The sequence below is a fragment of the Dickeya sp. MK7 genome (assembly GCF_000406305.1).
GTDB classification, from domain to species: Bacteria; Pseudomonadota; Gammaproteobacteria; order Enterobacterales; family Enterobacteriaceae; genus Dickeya; species Dickeya fangzhongdai.
On the sequence record NZ_CM001984.1, the window covers coordinates 573,770 to 591,855 of the forward strand.

Below are 18,086 nucleotides of genomic sequence, written 5' to 3' on the forward strand. Positions count from 1 at the left end.
ATGACCATGCGCCGTTTTGGTGTCTCGACAATATCGCTTTGCACATCGACAAACATTTTGTAGTGACTGGCGCGTTTGTATTGATAAACAATGAATTGCATGATCACCAGTTCCTGTTTTCATCCGCAAAGGAGCCATGCTGTGCGATAAATCGGGCGACTTCTTCCATCCCTTCGCGGTTTTCCTTTTTCCACTCCTCAGCCCTGATGCGGCGGGCTTCTTTGCCAATTGCATCGTTCACCAGTCCAGAAATATTGACTCCGGCAGCACTCAGAACCTGATAATTGTCTTTGTCCACGGTAACGCTGACGCGGTGTTTCATGATAGTGATCCTCTTTTATGCACACTGTGAGTATATACTTCGCATGGTTGTTCAGCAATTAGCCAAAATTCAAATCCAACCCTTTTAGCTCCTCAAACGTATAAACCCGAAAAACATTGCGGTGCTTCGCTTCCAGCGGGATACGCTGATGGTCGACGATGGCGTATTGCACGCTATTGAACATCCGTTCAATAGCTCGCTTTATCTGCGCATCGGGCACGATATAGAAGACGTACATCCAACGTTTTTGAGTTCGAGTTATCAAGTGTTGGGTGATAATTGCCTGATAACGGGCTTTGGTTTTCAGATGGCGTTCAGTCTCAACGGCGATGACGGTTCCGTCTGGTAACGTTATCACCCCAGCCGGGCGATGATATACCTCATAGCGGCTGAGGAATGTTGAATCAGCGCCGCTGATCCACCCATAAGCGCCTTTCTTCTCAAGAAGGAGCCGTGCTAGCTGACGATCAAGGCGCTGCATCAGCGTCCAGCCAGTGACTTTCGAGGGCTCAAACCGTGCAGGAAAACTATCTTCATGGGGTGTGACGACAACGGCTAATCCGTCATTGGTGATCCCCCACAGAGAGATTTTCACCATTCTGGTGTTTATTTCATGCTTTTGGACCAATCCCATGTCGATGGCTTTTGCCAGCAACAGATAAAGCGGCTTGTGATTTTTATAATCAAAAAGCAGCATCAGGGTTTTAAAGTCGCTGTAGGTTTCTTCTTTCAGAAAGGTGAGCAGAAGTCGCATTTTTTCGTGACTACGTGCCCGGCGTTCACGGTAATCAGAAATCAGCATGGTTCCTCCTTCGCATTTTACTGGGGTGTTCGCTCTTTCGGCTTTATCGCCTCATTACATGGGCGCATACCTTGGGGTACTGGCATGAGTCGACGTCATGAGGCGATCTTGTGGGGATAAGAGGTGGCAGCTTTGCAGCCATGCGCCGGAAAATACATTTCCCGGCACAAAACGGCGTGCGCCAGTTCATGCGGGCTGGACGCCCTTATTGCCTGTCGCATGGGGGTAATGTCGCGGCTGGACGCCACGCCAAAACCCCCAACGTCAACGGCGGCACACCGTCGCGCGCTACGCGCGACTACCCCCTTTGAGACGCCGTTTTTAGCCCACTTTTTCTTTTGCCCGTTCCGGTCAGCGAAAAAATGGGAAAACGCCTTCAAAGTGGGTAGTCGCGCCTCGCTACCGGCTGGTGGCCGGAGACTTAGCGACGACGGTGTGCGGGGCTGAAGCCCCCCAAATAAACCGACGCGTGGGCGCGTCTTTTTGCTCGCTGGGGCGGCAAAATTTATTCGGCTCCCCCCGGCCTGCTCGGTTTCCCCTGGGAGAAACGCTCGCCGGTGGGTTCGGGCGACGCAAATTAGCAATTTCTGTGAAATTGAATTTACTCGCCTCACGCCACAGTTGAATGCCCGCGAGGCGCAGGCATTCAACCGCCTAACCCCGTCGCGTCCTGCGTCGTGGCTGAATGGCCTGTTGAGCGTGGTCAGCGTTGCGAAAATAAAACGTGCTGGCATATCTATCCCCACTGAAATCAGCCAGTAGGGAAGGCTATCGGGAAAGGGCGGTGTTGCCTGCAAACAATTCAATATCGGATGGGGAGAATTATGGTTATTGAGCCACTAAAGCAAAAAAGCCCTGACCGTGAGTTACCTACGGCAGAGCTTTAATCAGGCTGGTGATATTCAGACGGCTATCTGGCTGTGAATGAATGTGCGCGTTTGTGCATCGTGGTAAGGGCTGGGATGAGTAAACTGATTGCGGTTAACCCATGTCCCAACTGGCACAAGCTTTCTGGCGTCGATTCGCACACGTCATTATCGGCAAAGGTAATCAGCGCATCGCCAATGAAATTCAGGCAATGGCAAAGCCCGGCCTGTGTTTCGGCGCAATATTCTGTCACCTGCGAGAGTTCGTTATTGTCCATATTTGAAAAGTCCAGATGAGCCAGCGCGGCACTCATGGCAGAGTAACGGTTCTCATAATCCGGCAGTGATTGATAAGACGAGCCCGTGTTACTATTGGTGTCAGCCATAGCATTAGTCCTCATAATGTTGTGGTCAGAAGCCCGGTTAGTGTTCCTAGCACTGCCGGGCTTCGCTCTTTACTGTTGCAAAATACCATGTAATTGCGGTGTAATTACAACTATACCATGCTATGGAATTTGTAATTACAATGTCAAGTGAAAAAACAAAAACAGACCAGTATCAAATTCGACTGTCCCACGAGTTTCGTGCGCAATTAGAAGAACAAGCCCATAAGGATGGCGACAAGACATTGGCTACGTGGATAAAGCGTGTTCTGCGTAAGGAACTCCAGACGCGCGGTATTGAACCAAAAGGCTGAACGGTGTTTGAGTCAGTCGATGTAGCAAATCCTAACGTATAAGAAACGTTTGGCAGAATGCCCGAATGATTTTACGACAACGCTCCTGACGGGTTTTCTATTACATAGAAAGCCCGTCAGGAGCCAACAAGCGCAGCGCGTTAGCCAGCCGAATGACTCCGCGCATAAATATACGGTGCGACATAACCCTCGCGGTTGACCTCCAGATAATCCGACCACCATTGCATCATTTCGATTCTGGCTTCCAGATGTTCCGCTTTATGCACGTAAGCCGCCCGCACGCCATTGCGTTCTTTGTGGCTCATCTGCCGCTCAATGGCATCCTTTGACCAGCGTCCTGACTCGTTCAGAGCGCTACAGGCCATGGTTCTGAAGCCATGCCCACAGACTTCGGTTTTGGTGTCGTAGCCAATCACGCGCAACGCCTTGTTGATGGTGTTCTCACTCATCGGCTTGTTCAGGGTATGTGCGCCGGGAAAAACGAAGACCGATTCGCTAGAAATCGCCTGAATCTGTTTCAGCAGGGCGACAGCCTGCCGTGACAGCGGCACCAGATGTTCATCCCTCATCTTTGCGCCACGCTCTGAGAATCGCACGCCGTCTACCGCTTCGCGCTGGGCGGGCACGCTCCAGATATGCGCTTTCAGATTGAATTCATCCCAGCGGGCAAAACGCAGTTCACTGGAGCGCAGGAAAACATGCAGATTCAGCTCCAGTGCCAGACGGGTGAGCATCCGGCCTTTGTAGTTTTCCATCTTCGTCAGCAGTTCAGGCAGGCGTTTTAGCGGCAGGGCGGGGTGATGTTGGGTCACAACCGGGGTCACGACGCCATCTAAATCGTAAGCCGGATTGTATTTGATGACGCCCTGCTGGACGGCGTGACGCATGATTTTGGTCAGATGCTGGCATACCCGTCCGGCGACGTCATGCACACCTTTATCGTCAATTGCCTTAACTAACTGTACCAGATGGCGGGTTTCAACCTGCGCGATATCCATCGCGCCAATGGCGGGGAAAACGTAGCGTTTCAGGCAGGTAAGAATTTTATCGGCGTGCGCGTCCGACCAGAGTTTCAGGCTACTGGTGTGCCACGCCTGAGCGATATACTGAAAGGTGCGGGATTCCTCAACGGCGGGGTTGTTCGTTTTGCGAAGCTGAGAAGGGCTGATGCCGGACGCCAGTAGTTTACGTGCCGCATCGCGCTTTTCGCGGGCTTCCGCCAGCGTAGTTTGCGGGTAGGGGCCAAAGGCCAGACGGCTTTCTTTACCGCCGAGGCGATAGCGGAAATACCATAGCTTAGCGCCGCTGGTGGATACCGTGAGGTACAGACCTTGCGAATCGGTGAGCTTGTAAGATTTTGCGAGAGGTTTCGCGGATCGGACTTTGCTGTCAGTTAACATGTGAGGGTCACTCCCGTTCATCGAACTGAATGACCCGCAATCTGACCCACAAATTCCCCGATACGAAGGGATAAATCAAAACGTATCGGAAAAGATTTTCACGCCAACTTATTGAATCGCAACAATATAGGGATTGATAAGGAAGCATAAAAAAGGAAAGGTGGTGCCCGGACTCGGAATCGAACCAAGGACACGGGGATTTTCAATCCCCTGCTCTACCGACTGAGCTATCCGGGCAACGGGGCGCATTAAACCGGATTCAGGCGGCTTCGTCAACGTGAATTCACCCACTTTTTGACGGTTTGGCTGCTTTTTCGGCGTTTATGCAGTTTTTGAATAAATAAGCAACAGCATATCGCCGATGGGCCTGTCGGACGTGGTTCGCCGGGTGCGAAAGCGCTACGCCAGCGCGCCGTGTTTCCGGCACATTGCCACGCGTAGTACGTCTTCCGCCAGCCGTTTCGCCACGGTCACGTCGGACAACTGTCGTTTTACCAACAACTTGCTCAGGCAGCCCTCCAGAATCAGTTCCAGCTGTAATGCCACCATGTCCGTGTCGTCGGTTTCCAGTTCTTCCAGCAACGCTTTGGTGTAGTGGTACGAGGCTTGTTTCTGTTGTTCCGCAATCTGGTGAATGGGGTGGAGCGGGTCCGGGAACGCGCTGCAGGCGGCGATGAACAGGCAGCCCGGAAAACGATGCTGGCTGACGGCGTCCTGTAACCGTTGGTAGCGCACCAGCAGCTTTTGCTCCGGGCCGAGTTGTTCATCCAACTGCACCTGTTTGCGCCAGATATTCACCTGCTGGCTGTGATAACGCAGGCTGTCGTACAGCAGGGCTTCACGGTCGGGCCAGAAGGGTTGCAGTTCGGCCGGAGAGACGCCCAACTGGTCGGCCAGCATATCCAGCGTTGTGTCGGCGAATCCGCGCCGTTCCAGCAAGGCCAGCGCCTGCTCCAGAACTTCTTCCCTTTGCATCATGCTCCTCCTGCTCATCAATCATCACTAACCAGTGTGGTTTATCTCCGGCATCTTTCAAGTTTATGACCACCTGCCGCGATATAGCTTGATGTTAGCGCGCCAGCGTCTGCAAGTGCGCGCTAAACGCGGCGGCGTCCATGAAGCCGGTTACACGCGAGCCCGGAATTTCCCGGCCGCTGGCGTCGAAAAACAGAATCGTCGGCAGTCCCAGCACCTGTAGGTGCTGCAATAGCGCCCGCTGCGTTTCGTTGTTGGCGGTGACATCCGCCTGCAATCGTTGCATGGCGGACAGCGACTGCTGCACCGCCGTATCGCGGAAGGTGTATTTTTCGAACTCTTTACAGGCCACGCACCAGTCGGCGTACAGGTCGAGCATGGTGATGCGGTTGTCGCTGCGACTCAGCGCCGTGGTCAGGTCATCCAGCGTGTTGGTCGGCGTGAAGTGCAACTGGCTGCCGCTGGTCGGTTCAGCCTGTACCGGCGCGAACACCCAGTCCTGCAACGGCCGGGCCGCCAGCAACGCGCCCAGAAACAGCAGAATCTGCACCATTCGCATGCCGCCGGCGTGACTGCGCAGGCTGAGGGCAAATGCCCAGCCGAAAAACGCCACGCCGAGCAGCCCCCACAAGCGCCACTCCCAGACATCGCCCAGCACTCTTCCCAGCAGGAATACCGGCAGCGCCAGAATCACAAACCCGAAACCTTCCTTGACGTGATTCATCCAGGGGCCGCGTTTGGGCAACAGCCGATTGCCGAACAGGGTAATCGCCATCAGCGGCAGCCCCATGCCCAGCGCGTACAGGTACAGCGAGCCGCCGCCGGCCAGCAGGTTGCCGCTCTGGGCGATGTACAACAGCAGCGCGCTGAGCGGCGCGGTGGTGCAGGGCGAGCAAATCAGTCCGGCCAGTGCGCCCATGGCGAAAACCCCGGCAGCGGAGCCGCTTTGCTGGCGATTGCTCCACAGGGTCAGGCGTGTTTGCAGGGATGACGGCAATTGCAGGCTATAGACGCCGAACATCGACAGCGCCAGCGCGACAAACATCACCGACAGCCCAATCAGGACGTAAGGGTGTTGCAACGCCGCCTGAAAACGCAAGCCGGCCGCCGCAACCACCAGGCCGAGCAGGGTGTAGGTCAGCGCCATTCCCTGTACGTACACCAGCGTCAGCAACAGCGTACGACCGGCGGACAGCCGTTGCTGGCGGCCGAGAATCAGCCCGGAAATCAGCGGGTACATCGGCAGCACGCAAGGGGTGAAGGCGACGCCAATACCGATGAGCAGCGCCCACAGCGGCGAGAACGGCAACTGCGGGGTATAAGCGCGGTCCGGCTGCGGCGTGACGGCGGTCGGCGTTGCCGGCGTGTCGTTGGTGATGGCGCTGGCGATGGCGCTGAGCGGCACCGAACGGGTTTCCGGTGGGTAGCAGAAGCCGGCGTCGGCGCAGCCCTGATAGGTGATGCTGAGCGAAGCGCCGGGCGGCACGTCGCGTAAAGGGACATTGAGCGTCAGCGACTGGCGGTAGATAGCCACCTCGCCGAAAAACTCGTCCCGATGTGGTTCGCCGGGCGGCAGCGTCAGGCCCGGAGGCGCGAGCAGCGCGCTATCCAGCTTGATTTGCTGGCGGTACAGGTAGTAACCGGGGTGGATCTGCCAGTTCAACGTCAGTTGGTTGCCACGCTGGTGAAAATCAAAGGTAAAAGCTTGATCCACCGGCAGGAACTGCGACGTCGCGCTGCGCCCGAAGGGGCTTTGCGCCGACGCCAGAGTATTGAAAAACAGGCTGAGGCACAGAACCGTCAGCGTAAAGATGCGTTGAGCCATGAGAGATAATCGCTGTCGCCACCCTCGACCGGCAGCACCAGTAATTCTGGTGTCTGGTAAGGATGCTGTTGTTTCAGGTGAGTCAGCAGTGCGGACTGATGTTCCCTGTCGCTTTTAAGCAGCAGTTGAAGTTCCGTCTGCTGTTCCAGTTTACCTTCCCAGTGATACAGGGAAGTAGCGCCCGGCAGTATGGTGACGCAGGCGGCCAGACGCGCTTCCAGCGCGGAGTTGGCCAACCGTCGGGCGCAGTCTTCATCGGGTGCGGTGCAGAGTACTACCACCGCGCTGTTGAATTGCGCATTACTGTTGAACTGCGCATTGTTGCCGAATAACGCATCGTCGTTGGGTTTTGACATCGTGACCTCGATAACGGTAACGGTTGACACACTATACCGTGCGGGGTCGGCAATCGTAAGGCCGGATCGACGCTGGAACGCCGATCCGAAAAAACTTTACGATTCGGCGGAACGTTACAGCACCAGGTGACCGATAACGAAGCCGAAGGCGACCGACAGCGAAATCGCCACCACGCCGGGGATCAGAAACGCATGGTTGAACACGTACTTGCCGATACGGGTTGAACCGGTGTCGTCCATTTCCACCGCCGCCAGCAGCGTGGGGTAGGTGGGCAGCACGAACAGCGCCGATACCGCGGCAAACGAGGCAATCGCCGTCACCGGGCTAACGCCCAGCAGCAGCGCGGCCGGCATCAGCGCTTTGGCGGTAGCGGCCTGCGAATAGAGCAGCGTCGCGGCGAAGAACAGCACCACCGCCAGCATCCACGGGTGGCTCTGCAACAGCGTGCCCGCCGTACTCTGAATATCGGCAAGGTGCGCTTTGACGAAGGTATCGCCCAGCCAGGCTACGCCCATTACGCACACGCAGGCGCTCATACCGGACTTGAAGGTGCTGGCGCTGAGGATTTGGGCGGTATCGACGTGGCAGGTCAGGCAGATCAACGTGGCGATGGTCAGCATGAACACCACAATCGCTTCGTTGCGCGGCAACACCGGGTTATGGATCAGCCCGACGGTGTCGCTGATGGCGGTGGCGTACAGCACCACGGCGATGATGCCGACAAGAAACAGCCCGACCGAACGTTTGGCGCCCGGTTTCAGCGCCAGTTGGCCGTGACCGCGCAGGGTGACTTCGCCTTTGCGCAGGCGCTCCTGATAAACCTCGTCATCTTTCAGCTCCTTGCCGAGAAAGTTGGTGAACACGGCGGTCAGCATGATGGCGATCAGCGTACTGGGAATGCAGATGCCGAGCAGCGCCAGATAGCTCACGCCTTTCGGTTCCAGCAGTCCGGCGACGAAGACCACCGCGGCGGAGATCGGCGAGGCGGTAATGGCGATCTGCGAGGCGACCACTGCGATCGACAGCGGACGGGACGGGCGGATGCCCTGTTCTTTCGCCACCTCGGCGATAACCGGCAGGGTGGAGAACGCGGTGTGGCCGGTGCCAGCCAGCAGTGTCATGAAATAGGTCACCAGCGGCGCGAGAAAGGTGACGTAACGCGGCTGACGGCGCAGCAATTTTTCCGCCAGACTGACCAGATAATCCATGCCGCCAGCCACCTGCATGGCGGCGATAGCGGCGATAACCGCCATGATGATTTCAATCACGTCGAACGGGATCGCGCCCGGTTTGATGTGAAACCCCAGCGTCAGAACCAGTACACCCAGCCCACCGGCAAAACCGATGCCGATGCCGCCGAGTCTGGCGCCCAAATAAATAGCGAGGAGTACGATAAACAGTTCCAGAATAACCATGTTGATGTTCCTTCTGATTTTGTTGTCCGTGACATTGCAAAACGTCTTTCCATATCTTTTTCTTATGGCTGTGGCGACAGCCTGGCCTTTTGCGGCGCGGAAAAAAGTAGCGAATGAATAGTAGTGAATAGAATAAAGGCACGCAGCCCCAGGCGGGACTGACGTGCCTTACAGAACAGACCGCGCGGGATTACGACGCGTCTTGGTCTTCGGTGTAGCGTTTGGCTTTGTAAGCCGGGTGCATCAGGTTTTGCACCGAGAAGATGTCATCCAGCTCGGCTTCGGTCAGCAGACCGCGCTCCAGCACCACTTCACGCACGCTCTTGCCGGTTTCGGCGCAGATCTTGCCGACGATGTCGCCGTTGTGGTGACCGATGAACGGGTTCAGGTACGTCACGATGCCGATGGAATTAAATACGTAGGATTCGCAGACGTCTTTATTGGCGGTGATGCCTTCGACGCATTTTTCCAGCAGGTTGTAGCAGGCGTTGGTCAGAATCTGGGTGGATTCAAACATCGCCTGGCCGATGACCGGCTCCATCACGTTCAACTGCAACTGACCGGCTTCGGCCGCCATGGTAACGCAGGTATCGTTGCCGATGACTTTGAAGCACACCTGATTAACCACCTCCGGCACCACCGGGTTGACCTTGGCGGGCATGATGGAGGAACCGGCCTGCAGTTCCGGCAGGTTGATTTCGTTCAGGCCGGCGCGCGGACCGGAAGAGAGCAGACGCAGGTCGTTACAGATCTTGGACAGTTTGACCGCCAGACGTTTCAGCGTGCTGTGCACCATCACGTAGGCGCCGCAGTCGGAGGTGGCTTCGATCAGGTCTTCCGCCGGTACGCACGGCAGTTTGCTCACTTCCGCCAGTTTCTGCACCGCCAGTGGCTGGTAGCCTTCCGGGGTGTTCAGACGGGTGCCGATAGCGGTGGCGCCCAGGTTCACTTCCAGCAGCAGTTCCGCGGTGCGCAGCAGGTTTTTGTTCTCTTCTTTCAGCAGCACGTTGAAAGCGTGGAACTCCTGGCCCAGCGACATCGGTACCGCATCCTGCAACTGGGTGCGACCCATTTTCAGGATGTTTTCGAATTCTTTCGCCTTCTGCTCAAAGCCATCGCCCAGTACGGTCACGGCTTCGACCAGTTTCAGAATGCAGTTGTACACCGCGATGCGGAAACCGGTGGGGTAGGCATCGTTGGTGGACTGGCATTTGTTGACGTGGTCATTGGGGTTCAGATACTGATATTCCCCTTTTTTATGGCCCATCAGTTCCAGACCGATGTTAGCCAGCACTTCGTTGGTATTCATGTTGACGGACGTGCCCGCGCCGCCCTGGAACACGTCGACCGGAAACTGGTCCAGGCATTTGCCGTTGACCAGTACTTCATCGCAGGCTTTGATGATGGTGTCGGCAATCTTGCGCGGTATGGTCTGAAGTTCACGGTTAGCCATGGCCGCGGCTTTTTTGACCATTACCATGCCGCGTACGAATTCCGGGATATCGCTGATTTTCTGGTTGCTGATATAGAAGTTTTCTATCGCGCGCAGCGTGTGGACGCCGTAATACGCATCAGCCGGAACTTCTCTGGTACCTAACAGATCTTCTTCAATGCGAATGTTATCTGACATGAGAGCCTTCTCTTACTTCTGTCGATTAGAATTTATAGGATGTATCGTCTTACCGTGGAGGACAGCAGCAGAATGTTTAACCACCATGCTCGCTGTTGTTGTTATGATATTCTGTTGTTATGCAGGATTTCCGTTGCCCCGATCACATATGGGCGGTCATCTCTCTCCTACTGTGTGAACTGTGATGAGGGTCATGACCGTGGCGCAGGAATAAACGGATACATCACCATCGTGGTTGAAAAACGGCGTTTGCACTACCATCTCCTGATTAGCGTCCGCCAGTATGGGTAAATGGCGTGTTCGAGTATAAAGTACTGTACCACGCCAACTGGTCGTATCTTCATACCTGTTCGTGATGACAGCATGAGGTAAGGAATATGACCGCGCGCTGTTAAGAGCCTATCCCAATAGGGCTATTTTACTTGCCATTTTGGACCTGGGCAGTGCTCGAAACCCTCACGTACTACGTGTACGCTCCGGGTTCTGCGCGCTGTCCGAGTCCAAACTGGCTGCGCCAATGACGCCGATTGGGATAGGCTCTAAGTAAATATTTCTATCAATGGGTTAAATATCAACCACAGGAGTTTCGGGTGCGCTGGTTACCGCTTTTGCTGATTTTTTTGTTCGTTTACATCGAAATCTCTATTTTTATTCGGGTGGCCGAAGTGCTGGGCGTGGCGCTCACCTTACTGCTGGTCGTGCTGACGTCCTGTATCGGGATCTCCATGGTGCGTAACCAGGGCGTGAAGAACATCATGCTGATGCAGCAGCGCCTGCAGGCGGGGGAAAGTCCGGCGGCCGAACTGGTTAAAAGCGTATCCTTGATACTGGCCGGTTTCCTGCTGGTGGTGCCGGGATTTTTCACCGACTTTCTCGGCTTGTTGCTGCTGCTGCCGCCAGTGCAGAAGCACCTGACGCTCAAGCTGATGCCGCACCTGCAAATCTGGCGCGGCCGTCCGGGTCCGGGCGGTCACGGCGGGCAGGGCAATGTGTTTGAAGGCGAGTTTCAGCGCAAAGACGAGCACGAGCGGCTGGACAAGTCCGATGACGACCGCCACGACGGCAATCCACCCAACGATTCCTCACCGCGCTGACCCCGGCCGGAAGGGGCGCGGAACGGCGCCGGGCGCAGGCCGGCGGAAAAATTTCACTTAACGCAAAAAAAATTTCTTTTTTCCCTTGAAGCGTCGTGAAACGTCCCCACTTAGTTCACCACAAGGCCGGATGCCAGAGTGCGTCCGGCGTTTAACCTAAACTGATATGGACTTTCTCAAAGGAGAGCTATCAATGAAAATTCGTCCATTGCATGACCGCGTGATCGTCAAGCGCAAAGAAGTCGAGTCAAAATCTGCTGGCGGCATTGTTCTGACCGGTTCTGCAGCGGGTAAATCCACCCGTGGTGAAGTCCTGGCTGTTGGCCATGGCCGTATCCTGGAAAACGGTGAAGTGAAACCGCTGGACGTGAAGGTTGGCGATATCGTCATTTTCAATGATGGCTATGGCGTGAAGACTGAGAAGATCGATAACGAAGAAGTGTTGATCATGTCTGAAAGCGACATTCTGGCGATTGTTGAAGCCTAATCTCACGTAATCATCTGAACGAAACGAATTCAAGGGAAACTACCAATGGCAGCTAAAGACGTAAAATTCGGTAATGACGCTCGGGTAAAAATGTTGCGTGGCGTTAATGTGCTGGCTGATGCAGTGAAAGTAACGCTGGGCCCGAAAGGCCGTAACGTGGTACTGGACAAATCCTTCGGCTCGCCGACCATCACCAAAGACGGCGTGTCCGTTGCACGTGAGATCGAACTGGAAGACAAGTTCGAGAACATGGGCGCCCAGATGGTGAAAGAAGTTGCCTCCAAAGCCAACGATGCGGCAGGCGACGGCACCACCACCGCGACCGTACTGGCTCAGGCTATCGTTAACGAAGGTCTGAAAGCCGTTGCCGCGGGCATGAACCCGATGGATCTGAAGCGCGGTATCGACAAAGCCGTTATCGCCGCAGTAGAAGAGCTGAAGAAACTGTCTGTACCTTGCGCTGATACCAAAGCCATCGCTCAGGTAGGCACCATCTCCGCCAACTCCGACGAAACCGTGGGCAAGCTGATCGCTGAAGCCATGGAAAAAGTGGGTAAAGAAGGCGTGATCACCGTTGAAGAAGGTTCCGGTCTGCAGGACGAACTGGACGTGGTGGAAGGTATGCAGTTCGACCGCGGCTACCTGTCTCCGTACTTCATCAACAAGCCGGAAACCGGTTCTGTTGAACTGGAAAGCCCGTTCATTCTGCTGGCCGACAAGAAAATCTCCAACATCCGCGAAATGCTGCCGGTGCTGGAAGCCGTTGCCAAAGCAGGCAAACCGCTGCTGATCATCGCTGAAGACGTGGAAGGCGAAGCGCTGGCGACTCTGGTGGTCAACACCATGCGCGGCATCGTGAAAGTCGCTGCGGTGAAAGCGCCGGGCTTCGGCGACCGTCGTAAAGCCATGCTGCAGGACATCGCTACCCTGACTTCCGGTACCGTGATTTCCGAAGAAATCGGTCTGGAACTGGAAAAAGCCACCCTGGAAGATCTGGGTCAGGCTAAACGCGTGGTTATCAACAAAGATACCACTACCATCATCGATGGCGTGGGCGACGAAGCCGCGATTCAGGGCCGCGTGACCCAGATTCGTCAGCAGATCGAAGAAGCCACTTCCGACTACGATCGTGAAAAACTGCAGGAACGCGTAGCCAAACTGGCAGGCGGCGTTGCCGTTATCAAGGTTGGCGCAGCGACCGAAGTGGAAATGAAAGAGAAGAAAGCCCGCGTTGAAGACGCGCTGCACGCGACCCGTGCCGCCGTTGAAGAAGGCGTGGTTGCTGGTGGCGGCGTGGCGCTGGTGCGCGTAGCGGCATCCATCAGCGCACTGACTGGCGACAACGAAGACCAGAACGTGGGTATCAAAGTTGCGCTGCGCTCTATGGAAGCGCCGCTGCGTCAGATCGTGTCCAACGCCGGTGAAGAACCGTCAGTGGTTGCCAACAACGTGAAAGCGGGCGAAGGCAACTACGGTTACAACGCGGCGACCGAGCAGTACGGCAACATGATCGACATGGGTATCCTGGATCCGACCAAAGTAACCCGTTCTGCGCTGCAGTACGCGGCTTCCGTTGCCGGCCTGATGATCACCACCGAATGTATGGTGACCGAGCTGCCGAAAGGCGACGCGCCTGACTTAGGCGCTGCTGGCGGCATGGGCGGTATGGGTGGTATGGGCGGCATGATGTAATCTGCCGCGCGACCGCAGCAATATTCTTGCTGTGGTGCCTGTCGCACTGTAAAAACTACCCGGCTTTGGCCGGGTAGTTTTTTTTAAGGGCTGCCGGTATGCAGGGTGAGCGCAGGAACGTACCTCATGTGTGATGAGGTTTGGCTACCCGCTAGTTTGCAACAGGGTGTGAGCCGGGCGGATAGATTGTGTAAAAATTACTCAAATCGTTAACAGGCGGTTCAGAGCCTGTTATCAGCGTACGATTCTTCGCTACACTGAGCATCTGCGCTACAATAAGCGCGTTTATACCTTTCATACTTCAAGTTGCAGGTGTGTTGGCTGCGTTCAAATCGGCTTACGCCAATTTGTCGTTCATCCCGGTCACTTACTTATGTAAGCTCTCGGGGATTCATTCGGTTGCCGCGTTACAAGGCGCTAATGAGCCTTGCCCTGAAGGGCCAACGCGTAGCGTTGTTCAACACGCCAGCGTGTTGTCCTGCAACTCGAATTATTTGGGGTAGATTTTATTTATTAAACACCGGGTGGAATGGGATACATGTCTGATAAGGCGTTGGCTAGCCTGCACTCGGTTGAGTGGTGCGCGCCTGAAGATTTACCCGCGTCAGTGGTGGACTGGTTGGTTTACCGCGATTCTATGACGCGTCGTCTGGAACGGCATTGCCTGCGGCTGACCGTGGAGGTTAGCGAAGAGCAGTTTGTGTCGTCGCTGGATATGGCTGGCGAATCGGCGCTGTTGCCGCTGAGTGAACGTTATTGGCTGCGTGAGGTGACGCTGCTGGGTGATGGTAAGCCCTGGTTATTCGGTCGCACGGTAATACCGGAGCAGACGCTGGAGGAGGCCGATATTGACCTGACGCAGATCGGTAACACGCCGCTGGGGCGTTATTTGTTTCTGCAGGGACCGCCGCCGCGCGATGTGATTCAGACCGGCCGAAGCGGGGCGCTGTGGGTGCGGCGTTCACGTTTGCTTTTGTCGGGCAATCCGTTGCTGATCACCGAGCTGTTTTTGCCGGATGCCCCCATTTATTTCCCCGACGCCCATCAGGGCTGAGTGCAGAAGGAGAATCAGGCGTTGGAAAGACTGTTAACGTCAGAACGCTGGGGCGCGTATTGTCGCCTGATGCGTATCGACAACCCGATTGGCACCCTGTTGTTGTTATGGCCGACACTGTGGGCATTGTGGCTGGCAGGGCGAGGAACGCCGGCGCCATGGACGCTGCTGGTGTTCGTGGCGGGCGTGTTCCTGATGCGTGCGGCAGGGTGTGTGATCAATGACTACGCCGACCGCCATTTCGACGGTCATGTTAAACGCACCGCCGCGCGTCCGTTGCCGGCTGGCTTGGTGAGCGAACAATCCGCCAAGGTGCTGTTTGTCGTGCTGGTGTTACTGGCGTTCGGCCTGGTGCTGACCATGAATCCGTTGACCATCTGGTTATCGGTCGCCGCGCTGGCGCTGGCCTGGGTATACCCATTTATGAAGCGCGTCAGCCATCTGCCGCAACTGGTGCTGGGCGCGGCGTTTGGCTGGTCGATCCCGATGGCTTACGCCGCTGTCAGCGAATCATTGCCTGCCACCTGCTGGCTGATGTTTTTTGCCTATATCTGCTGGACCGTCGCTTACGACACCGAATACGCCATGGTGGATCGCGACGATGACCTCAAGATCGGGATAAAATCCACCGCCATTCTGTTTGGCAGTCACGACACCCTGATTATCGGCGTACTGCAACTGATGACGCTGGTGGCGATGCTGGCGCTGGGGCGGATGATGGGGCTGAGTCAGATTTTTTACTGGTCGGTGCTGGCGGCCGCCGCCTTGTTCGCTTATCAGCAGAAACTGATTGCCGGGCGTGAGCGCGATGACTGTTTTCGGGCGTTCAAAAACAATAACTACGTGGGGATGGTGCTGTTTTTCGGCATCCTGTTCGGTCTGTAGCCGTTTCCCTGGTAATAAATGCAGCCCTGCGGAGTCGATCCGCAGGGCTGATTATCACTCGGTTTCTTCTTTTTCGACGATACTGGCGGCAGGTTCGCTATCGTCGCTTTCCTGCGCCAGACTGGCGCTTTCAATCGTCAGCTTCACTTCTGGAGTCAGCAGCTCGCCCAGAATGGCGTAAATCGCCTGGACGTGTTCCAGCACCGCGTCGCCGCTGTCACTGACATACCCTTCGTTACGCAACGTGTTGACCAGCGTTGAGAACACCGCCTTGTCGAAAAACTCCGGTGCGTTGATACCGTGCAACACCGAAAGACGCTGCGCCATGCTGCGGCTTTCTTTCTCCAGCGCGCCGCGGCTGATGGTCGGGTTGGCGTTCAGCAACGCCAGGGTAATAGCGTAACGCTGCAGCGTTTCGCGGACACCGGCGGCCAGCAATTGCAGCGCGCGGATACGCGCCGGGTTCAGTTCCAGCCCGCCGTCCTTATTCAGAATCAACTGCTGACGTGCCAGCTCGGACACCAGCGAATCCAGTACAGCGGACAGTTCGGACTTCTTGTAATGCAGGAACAATTCGGCCTGCAGCAGCGGATAAATCAGCGTTATCTGGCGCAGCAGTTCTTCGGTGGTGATCCGGCGATAATGCATTACGATGCTGGCAACCAGCGATGGCAACACCAGCATATGGTGGATGTTATTGCGATAGTACGTCATCAGCACCGCCTGCTCGCGCGGCAGGATGATAATGTCGCCGACGTTGTCCTTTTCCACCTCGAACTTGTCCATACCGAGCGCGTGTTCCAGCAACTCGGCGGCGGTTTTGTTCGGCACGGTGATATCGCTGCTGTAAGGAACGTTACGCAGCAACTGCAGATAACACTCCAACTGCTCTTCCATCTGCTCGCGCGTCAGCGCCCGCTGGCGGGAAGCCAACAGCGCCGTGCAGCACAGGTTCATGGCGTTGGCCGCCGCCGCGTTGTTGATGCGCACCATGATGTCGTCGGCGATATCCTGTACGGTCGGCGTCAGCCAGGCCGGACGTTGCGGATCGATAGGATCGATGGCGTCGCGCCACTGCGGCACGCGGTTGTTGAGGTAGGTGGTCAGCGACAGCGGCTCGCCGATGTTAACGTACCCCTGGCCGAGATTACGCAGCTTGCGCAGCCCGCGCACCATCTGCAGGAAGCCTTCTTTTTCCTTGGTGGCGCCGCGCAGCTCTTTGGCGTAGGTGCCCACTTCCATCACGTGTTCGTAGCCGATGTAAATCGGCACCAGCGTGATCGGGCGGGTGCCGCCGCGCAGCATCGCCTGAATGGTCATCGCCAGCGTGCCGGTCTTCGGCTCCAGCAAACGGCCGGTGCGGGAACGGCCGCCTTCGACGAAGTACTCCACCGAATAACCGCGGGTAAACAACTCGCCCAGATACTCGCGGAACAGGGTCGAATAGAGCTTGTTGCCTTTGAAGGTCCGGCGGATGAAAAAGGCGCCTAGGCGGCGGAAGATCGGACCGGCCGGCCAGAAGTTAAGGTTGATGCCGGCGGCGATGTGCGGCGGCACCAGCCCCTGATGGTAGAGCACGTAAGAGAGCAGCAGATAGTCCATGTGGCTGCGGTGGCAGGGAACATAGACGATTTCATGCCCGTCCTGCGCCAACTGGCGTACCCGCTCGGCATTGTGCACGTTGATGCCCTGGTACAGACGGTTCCAGGTCCAGCCCAGCACCCGGTCGGATAGCCTGACGGCTTCATAGGAGAAGTCGGCGGCAATCTCTTCGAGCAGCGTGATGGCGTTCTGCTGTGCCTTGTCGTGGGAAATCTTCTTGACCCGCGCCTCATCATCAATCGCTTTGGCGATGGCGCGGGAAGACAACAGCTTGTTGAACAACTCCTGACGAACCGGTAAACGCGGGCCGACGGCCGCCAGTCGCAGACGGGAGAAGTGCATACGCGCCACGCGCGCCAGTTTGTGGGCGATGGTCTTGTCGGTGCCGTGCTCGGTCGCCATGTAACGCAGCGAAACGGGAACGGAGAAACGCACAAAGCTGTCGCGACCCAGCCACAGAACGGCGAAGAATTTCTCTATGCCGTTCAGCAACCGCAGATGCGGCGTGTCCTGATTCTGGCCTTCGCGGCCTGGGGAACGGCCGAACATGACCGACACCGGCACCATCTGTATGTCGAGTTCCGGATTGTTGCGATGCAGATCCAGATAGTCGTGAAACAACTTTATCGACTGCTGTTTGGGCACGTAGTAACGGAACAGACGCGGGCCGTCGTTGACAAATACGTGGCTCGGCAAGGTTTTTCCGTCGATCTGCAACGGCTGCAACGGATCGGGCAGATTGAGCTCCAGACATTTGGTGCGCAGAGTCAGCAGATCCGCCTTGGAATTGTAGGGCAGCACATAGAAGATCGGCCGCGCCGGATCCAGACGTTGTTCGTTAACGGGATCCTGTGGGATAACCTTACTCTTTACCAAGAGTTTTAGTGGGAAATTCAGTAGTTTATAGTAGATTCTACGCCAACCTGACATAACAACCAGAAGCCTCTTGTTAGCAATGCGGGCCAAGGATACCAGAAACCCGG

17 protein-coding genes and 1 tRNA gene are annotated in these 18,086 nt (G+C 56.2%); 6 read left to right on the forward strand and 12 right to left on the reverse strand.

The window, feature by feature from the left end; genetic code table 11:
• The 4 genes from DXXMK7_RS22980 to DXXMK7_RS02705 form a co-directional block, all read right to left on the reverse strand.
• Positions 1 to 101 (reverse strand): CcdB family protein (locus DXXMK7_RS22980; RefSeq protein WP_238555984.1); only part of this gene is annotated, 101 nt, incomplete at its 3' end.
• Between the two features lie 2 nt (positions 102 to 103).
• Entirely contained in the window at positions 104 to 322 is a 219-nt protein-coding gene (gene ccdA / locus DXXMK7_RS02695; protein WP_038917755.1) for a type II toxin-antitoxin system antitoxin CcdA, read from the reverse strand.
• A gap of 58 nt (positions 323 to 380) precedes the next feature.
• On the reverse strand, positions 381 to 1,124 hold the full coding sequence (gene mobC, locus DXXMK7_RS02700) for a MobC family replication-relaxation protein (protein WP_038917756.1): 744 nt from the start codon (positions 1,122 to 1,124) through the stop codon (positions 381 to 383).
• Between the two features lie 910 nt (positions 1,125 to 2,034).
• Complete coding sequence (locus tag DXXMK7_RS02705; protein ID WP_038917757.1) at positions 2,035 to 2,376, reverse strand: hypothetical protein; 342 nt, start codon at positions 2,374 to 2,376, stop codon at positions 2,035 to 2,037.
• Positions 2,377 to 2,516: 140 nt separating this feature from the next.
• Here DXXMK7_RS02705 and DXXMK7_RS22775 point away from each other — a divergent pair, with 140 nt between their 5' ends.
• On the forward strand, positions 2,517 to 2,687 hold the full coding sequence (locus DXXMK7_RS22775) for a hypothetical protein (RefSeq protein WP_162847981.1): 171 nt from the start codon (positions 2,517 to 2,519) through the stop codon (positions 2,685 to 2,687).
• 140 nt (positions 2,688 to 2,827) lie between these two features.
• On the opposite strand, the gene DXXMK7_RS02710 is transcribed toward DXXMK7_RS22775, so the two are convergent.
• The 7 genes from DXXMK7_RS02710 to aspA form a co-directional block, all read right to left on the reverse strand.
• On the reverse strand, positions 2,828 to 4,087 hold the full coding sequence (locus DXXMK7_RS02710; RefSeq protein WP_038917758.1) for an integrase arm-type DNA-binding domain-containing protein: 1,260 nt from the start codon (positions 4,085 to 4,087) through the stop codon (positions 2,828 to 2,830).
• Between the two features lie 161 nt (positions 4,088 to 4,248).
• A tRNA-Phe gene (locus DXXMK7_RS02715) sits at positions 4,249 to 4,324 on the reverse strand.
• A 162-nt stretch (positions 4,325 to 4,486) separates the two neighbouring features.
• Positions 4,487 to 5,062, reverse strand: coding sequence for a transcriptional regulator (locus DXXMK7_RS02720; RefSeq protein WP_038917759.1), 576 nt, complete (start codon positions 5,060 to 5,062; stop codon positions 4,487 to 4,489).
• Between the two features lie 94 nt (positions 5,063 to 5,156).
• Positions 5,157 to 6,887, reverse strand: a complete 1,731-nt coding sequence (locus tag DXXMK7_RS02725) for a protein-disulfide reductase DsbD (RefSeq protein ID WP_038917761.1) — start codon at positions 6,885 to 6,887, stop codon at positions 5,157 to 5,159.
• On the reverse strand, positions 6,863 to 7,243 hold the full coding sequence (cutA, locus tag DXXMK7_RS02730; protein WP_071605148.1) for a divalent cation tolerance protein CutA: 381 nt from the start codon (positions 7,241 to 7,243) through the stop codon (positions 6,863 to 6,865). Before cutA ends, DXXMK7_RS02725 begins: the two co-directional genes overlap by 25 nt.
• Before the next feature lie 114 nt (positions 7,244 to 7,357).
• Positions 7,358 to 8,659: an anaerobic C4-dicarboxylate transporter gene (locus DXXMK7_RS02735; RefSeq protein WP_038917762.1), complete on the reverse strand. Its 1,302-nt coding sequence runs from the start codon at positions 8,657 to 8,659 to the stop codon at positions 7,358 to 7,360.
• Between the two features lie 190 nt (positions 8,660 to 8,849).
• On the reverse strand, positions 8,850 to 10,289 hold the full coding sequence (gene aspA / locus DXXMK7_RS02740) for an aspartate ammonia-lyase (protein ID WP_038917763.1): 1,440 nt from the start codon (positions 10,287 to 10,289) through the stop codon (positions 8,850 to 8,852).
• Between the two features lie 590 nt (positions 10,290 to 10,879).
• On the opposite strand from aspA, the gene DXXMK7_RS02745 reads away from it, so the two are divergent.
• The 5 genes from DXXMK7_RS02745 (at position 10,880) to ubiA (ending at position 15,501) form a co-directional block, all read left to right on the forward strand.
• Positions 10,880 to 11,383 carry an FxsA family protein gene (locus DXXMK7_RS02745; protein ID WP_038662588.1) on the forward strand — a complete coding sequence of 168 codons (504 nt, stop codon included), beginning with the start codon at positions 10,880 to 10,882 and terminating at the stop codon, positions 11,381 to 11,383.
• Positions 11,384 to 11,576: 193 nt separating this feature from the next.
• Positions 11,577 to 11,870, forward strand: coding sequence for a co-chaperone GroES (locus DXXMK7_RS02750; RefSeq protein ID WP_013316258.1), 294 nt, complete (start codon positions 11,577 to 11,579; stop codon positions 11,868 to 11,870).
• A gap of 45 nt (positions 11,871 to 11,915) precedes the next feature.
• The gene (gene groL / locus DXXMK7_RS02755) at positions 11,916 to 13,562 is read left to right on the forward strand and encodes a chaperonin GroEL (RefSeq protein WP_033570628.1); all 1,647 of its coding nucleotides are present in this window, start codon (positions 11,916 to 11,918) and stop codon (positions 13,560 to 13,562) included.
• Positions 13,563 to 14,100: 538 nt separating this feature from the next.
• Entirely contained in the window at positions 14,101 to 14,616 is a 516-nt protein-coding gene (gene ubiC / locus DXXMK7_RS02760; RefSeq protein ID WP_038917764.1) for a chorismate lyase, read from the forward strand.
• Positions 14,617 to 14,637: 21 nt separating this feature from the next.
• Positions 14,638 to 15,501 (forward strand): 4-hydroxybenzoate octaprenyltransferase, encoded by an 864-nt coding sequence (gene ubiA / locus DXXMK7_RS02765; RefSeq protein WP_038662580.1) that lies wholly within the window; start codon positions 14,638 to 14,640, stop codon positions 15,499 to 15,501.
• Positions 15,502 to 15,555: 54 nt separating this feature from the next.
• Here the strand turns inward: ubiA and plsB are convergent, their stop codons facing one another.
• Positions 15,556 to 18,033, reverse strand: a complete 2,478-nt coding sequence (gene plsB, locus DXXMK7_RS02770) for a glycerol-3-phosphate 1-O-acyltransferase PlsB (RefSeq protein ID WP_038917765.1) — start codon at positions 18,031 to 18,033, stop codon at positions 15,556 to 15,558.
• Positions 18,034 to 18,086: the final 53 nt, after the last annotated feature.

Excerpts from the sequence above, each read along its gene's own strand:
- ccdA (WP_038917755.1), bottom strand. The coding sequence starts at position 322 with ATGAAACACCGCGTCAGCGTTACCGTGGACAAAGACAATTATCAGGTT.
- mobC (WP_038917756.1), bottom strand. The coding sequence starts at position 1,124 with ATGCTGATTTCTGATTACCGTGAACGCCGGGCACGTAGTCACGAAAAA.
- DXXMK7_RS02705 (WP_038917757.1), bottom strand. The coding sequence starts at position 2,376 with ATGGCTGACACCAATAGTAACACGGGCTCGTCTTATCAATCACTGCCG.
- DXXMK7_RS22775 (WP_162847981.1), top strand. The coding sequence starts at position 2,517 with ATGTCAAGTGAAAAAACAAAAACAGACCAGTATCAAATTCGACTGTCC.
- DXXMK7_RS02710 (WP_038917758.1), bottom strand. The coding sequence starts at position 4,087 with ATGTTAACTGACAGCAAAGTCCGATCCGCGAAACCTCTCGCAAAATCT.
- DXXMK7_RS02720 (WP_038917759.1), bottom strand. The coding sequence starts at position 5,062 with ATGCAAAGGGAAGAAGTTCTGGAGCAGGCGCTGGCCTTGCTGGAACGG.
- DXXMK7_RS02725 (WP_038917761.1), bottom strand. The coding sequence starts at position 6,887 with ATGGCTCAACGCATCTTTACGCTGACGGTTCTGTGCCTCAGCCTGTTT.
- cutA (WP_071605148.1), bottom strand. The coding sequence starts at position 7,243 with ATGTCAAAACCCAACGACGATGCGTTATTCGGCAACAATGCGCAGTTC.
- DXXMK7_RS02735 (WP_038917762.1), bottom strand. The coding sequence starts at position 8,659 with ATGGTTATTCTGGAACTGTTTATCGTACTCCTCGCTATTTATTTGGGC.
- aspA (WP_038917763.1), bottom strand. The coding sequence starts at position 10,289 with ATGTCAGATAACATTCGCATTGAAGAAGATCTGTTAGGTACCAGAGAA.
- DXXMK7_RS02750 (WP_013316258.1), top strand. The coding sequence starts at position 11,577 with ATGAAAATTCGTCCATTGCATGACCGCGTGATCGTCAAGCGCAAAGAA.
- groL (WP_033570628.1), top strand. The coding sequence starts at position 11,916 with ATGGCAGCTAAAGACGTAAAATTCGGTAATGACGCTCGGGTAAAAATG.
- ubiC (WP_038917764.1), top strand. The coding sequence starts at position 14,101 with ATGTCTGATAAGGCGTTGGCTAGCCTGCACTCGGTTGAGTGGTGCGCG.
- plsB (WP_038917765.1), bottom strand. The coding sequence starts at position 18,033 with ATGTCAGGTTGGCGTAGAATCTACTATAAACTACTGAATTTCCCACTA.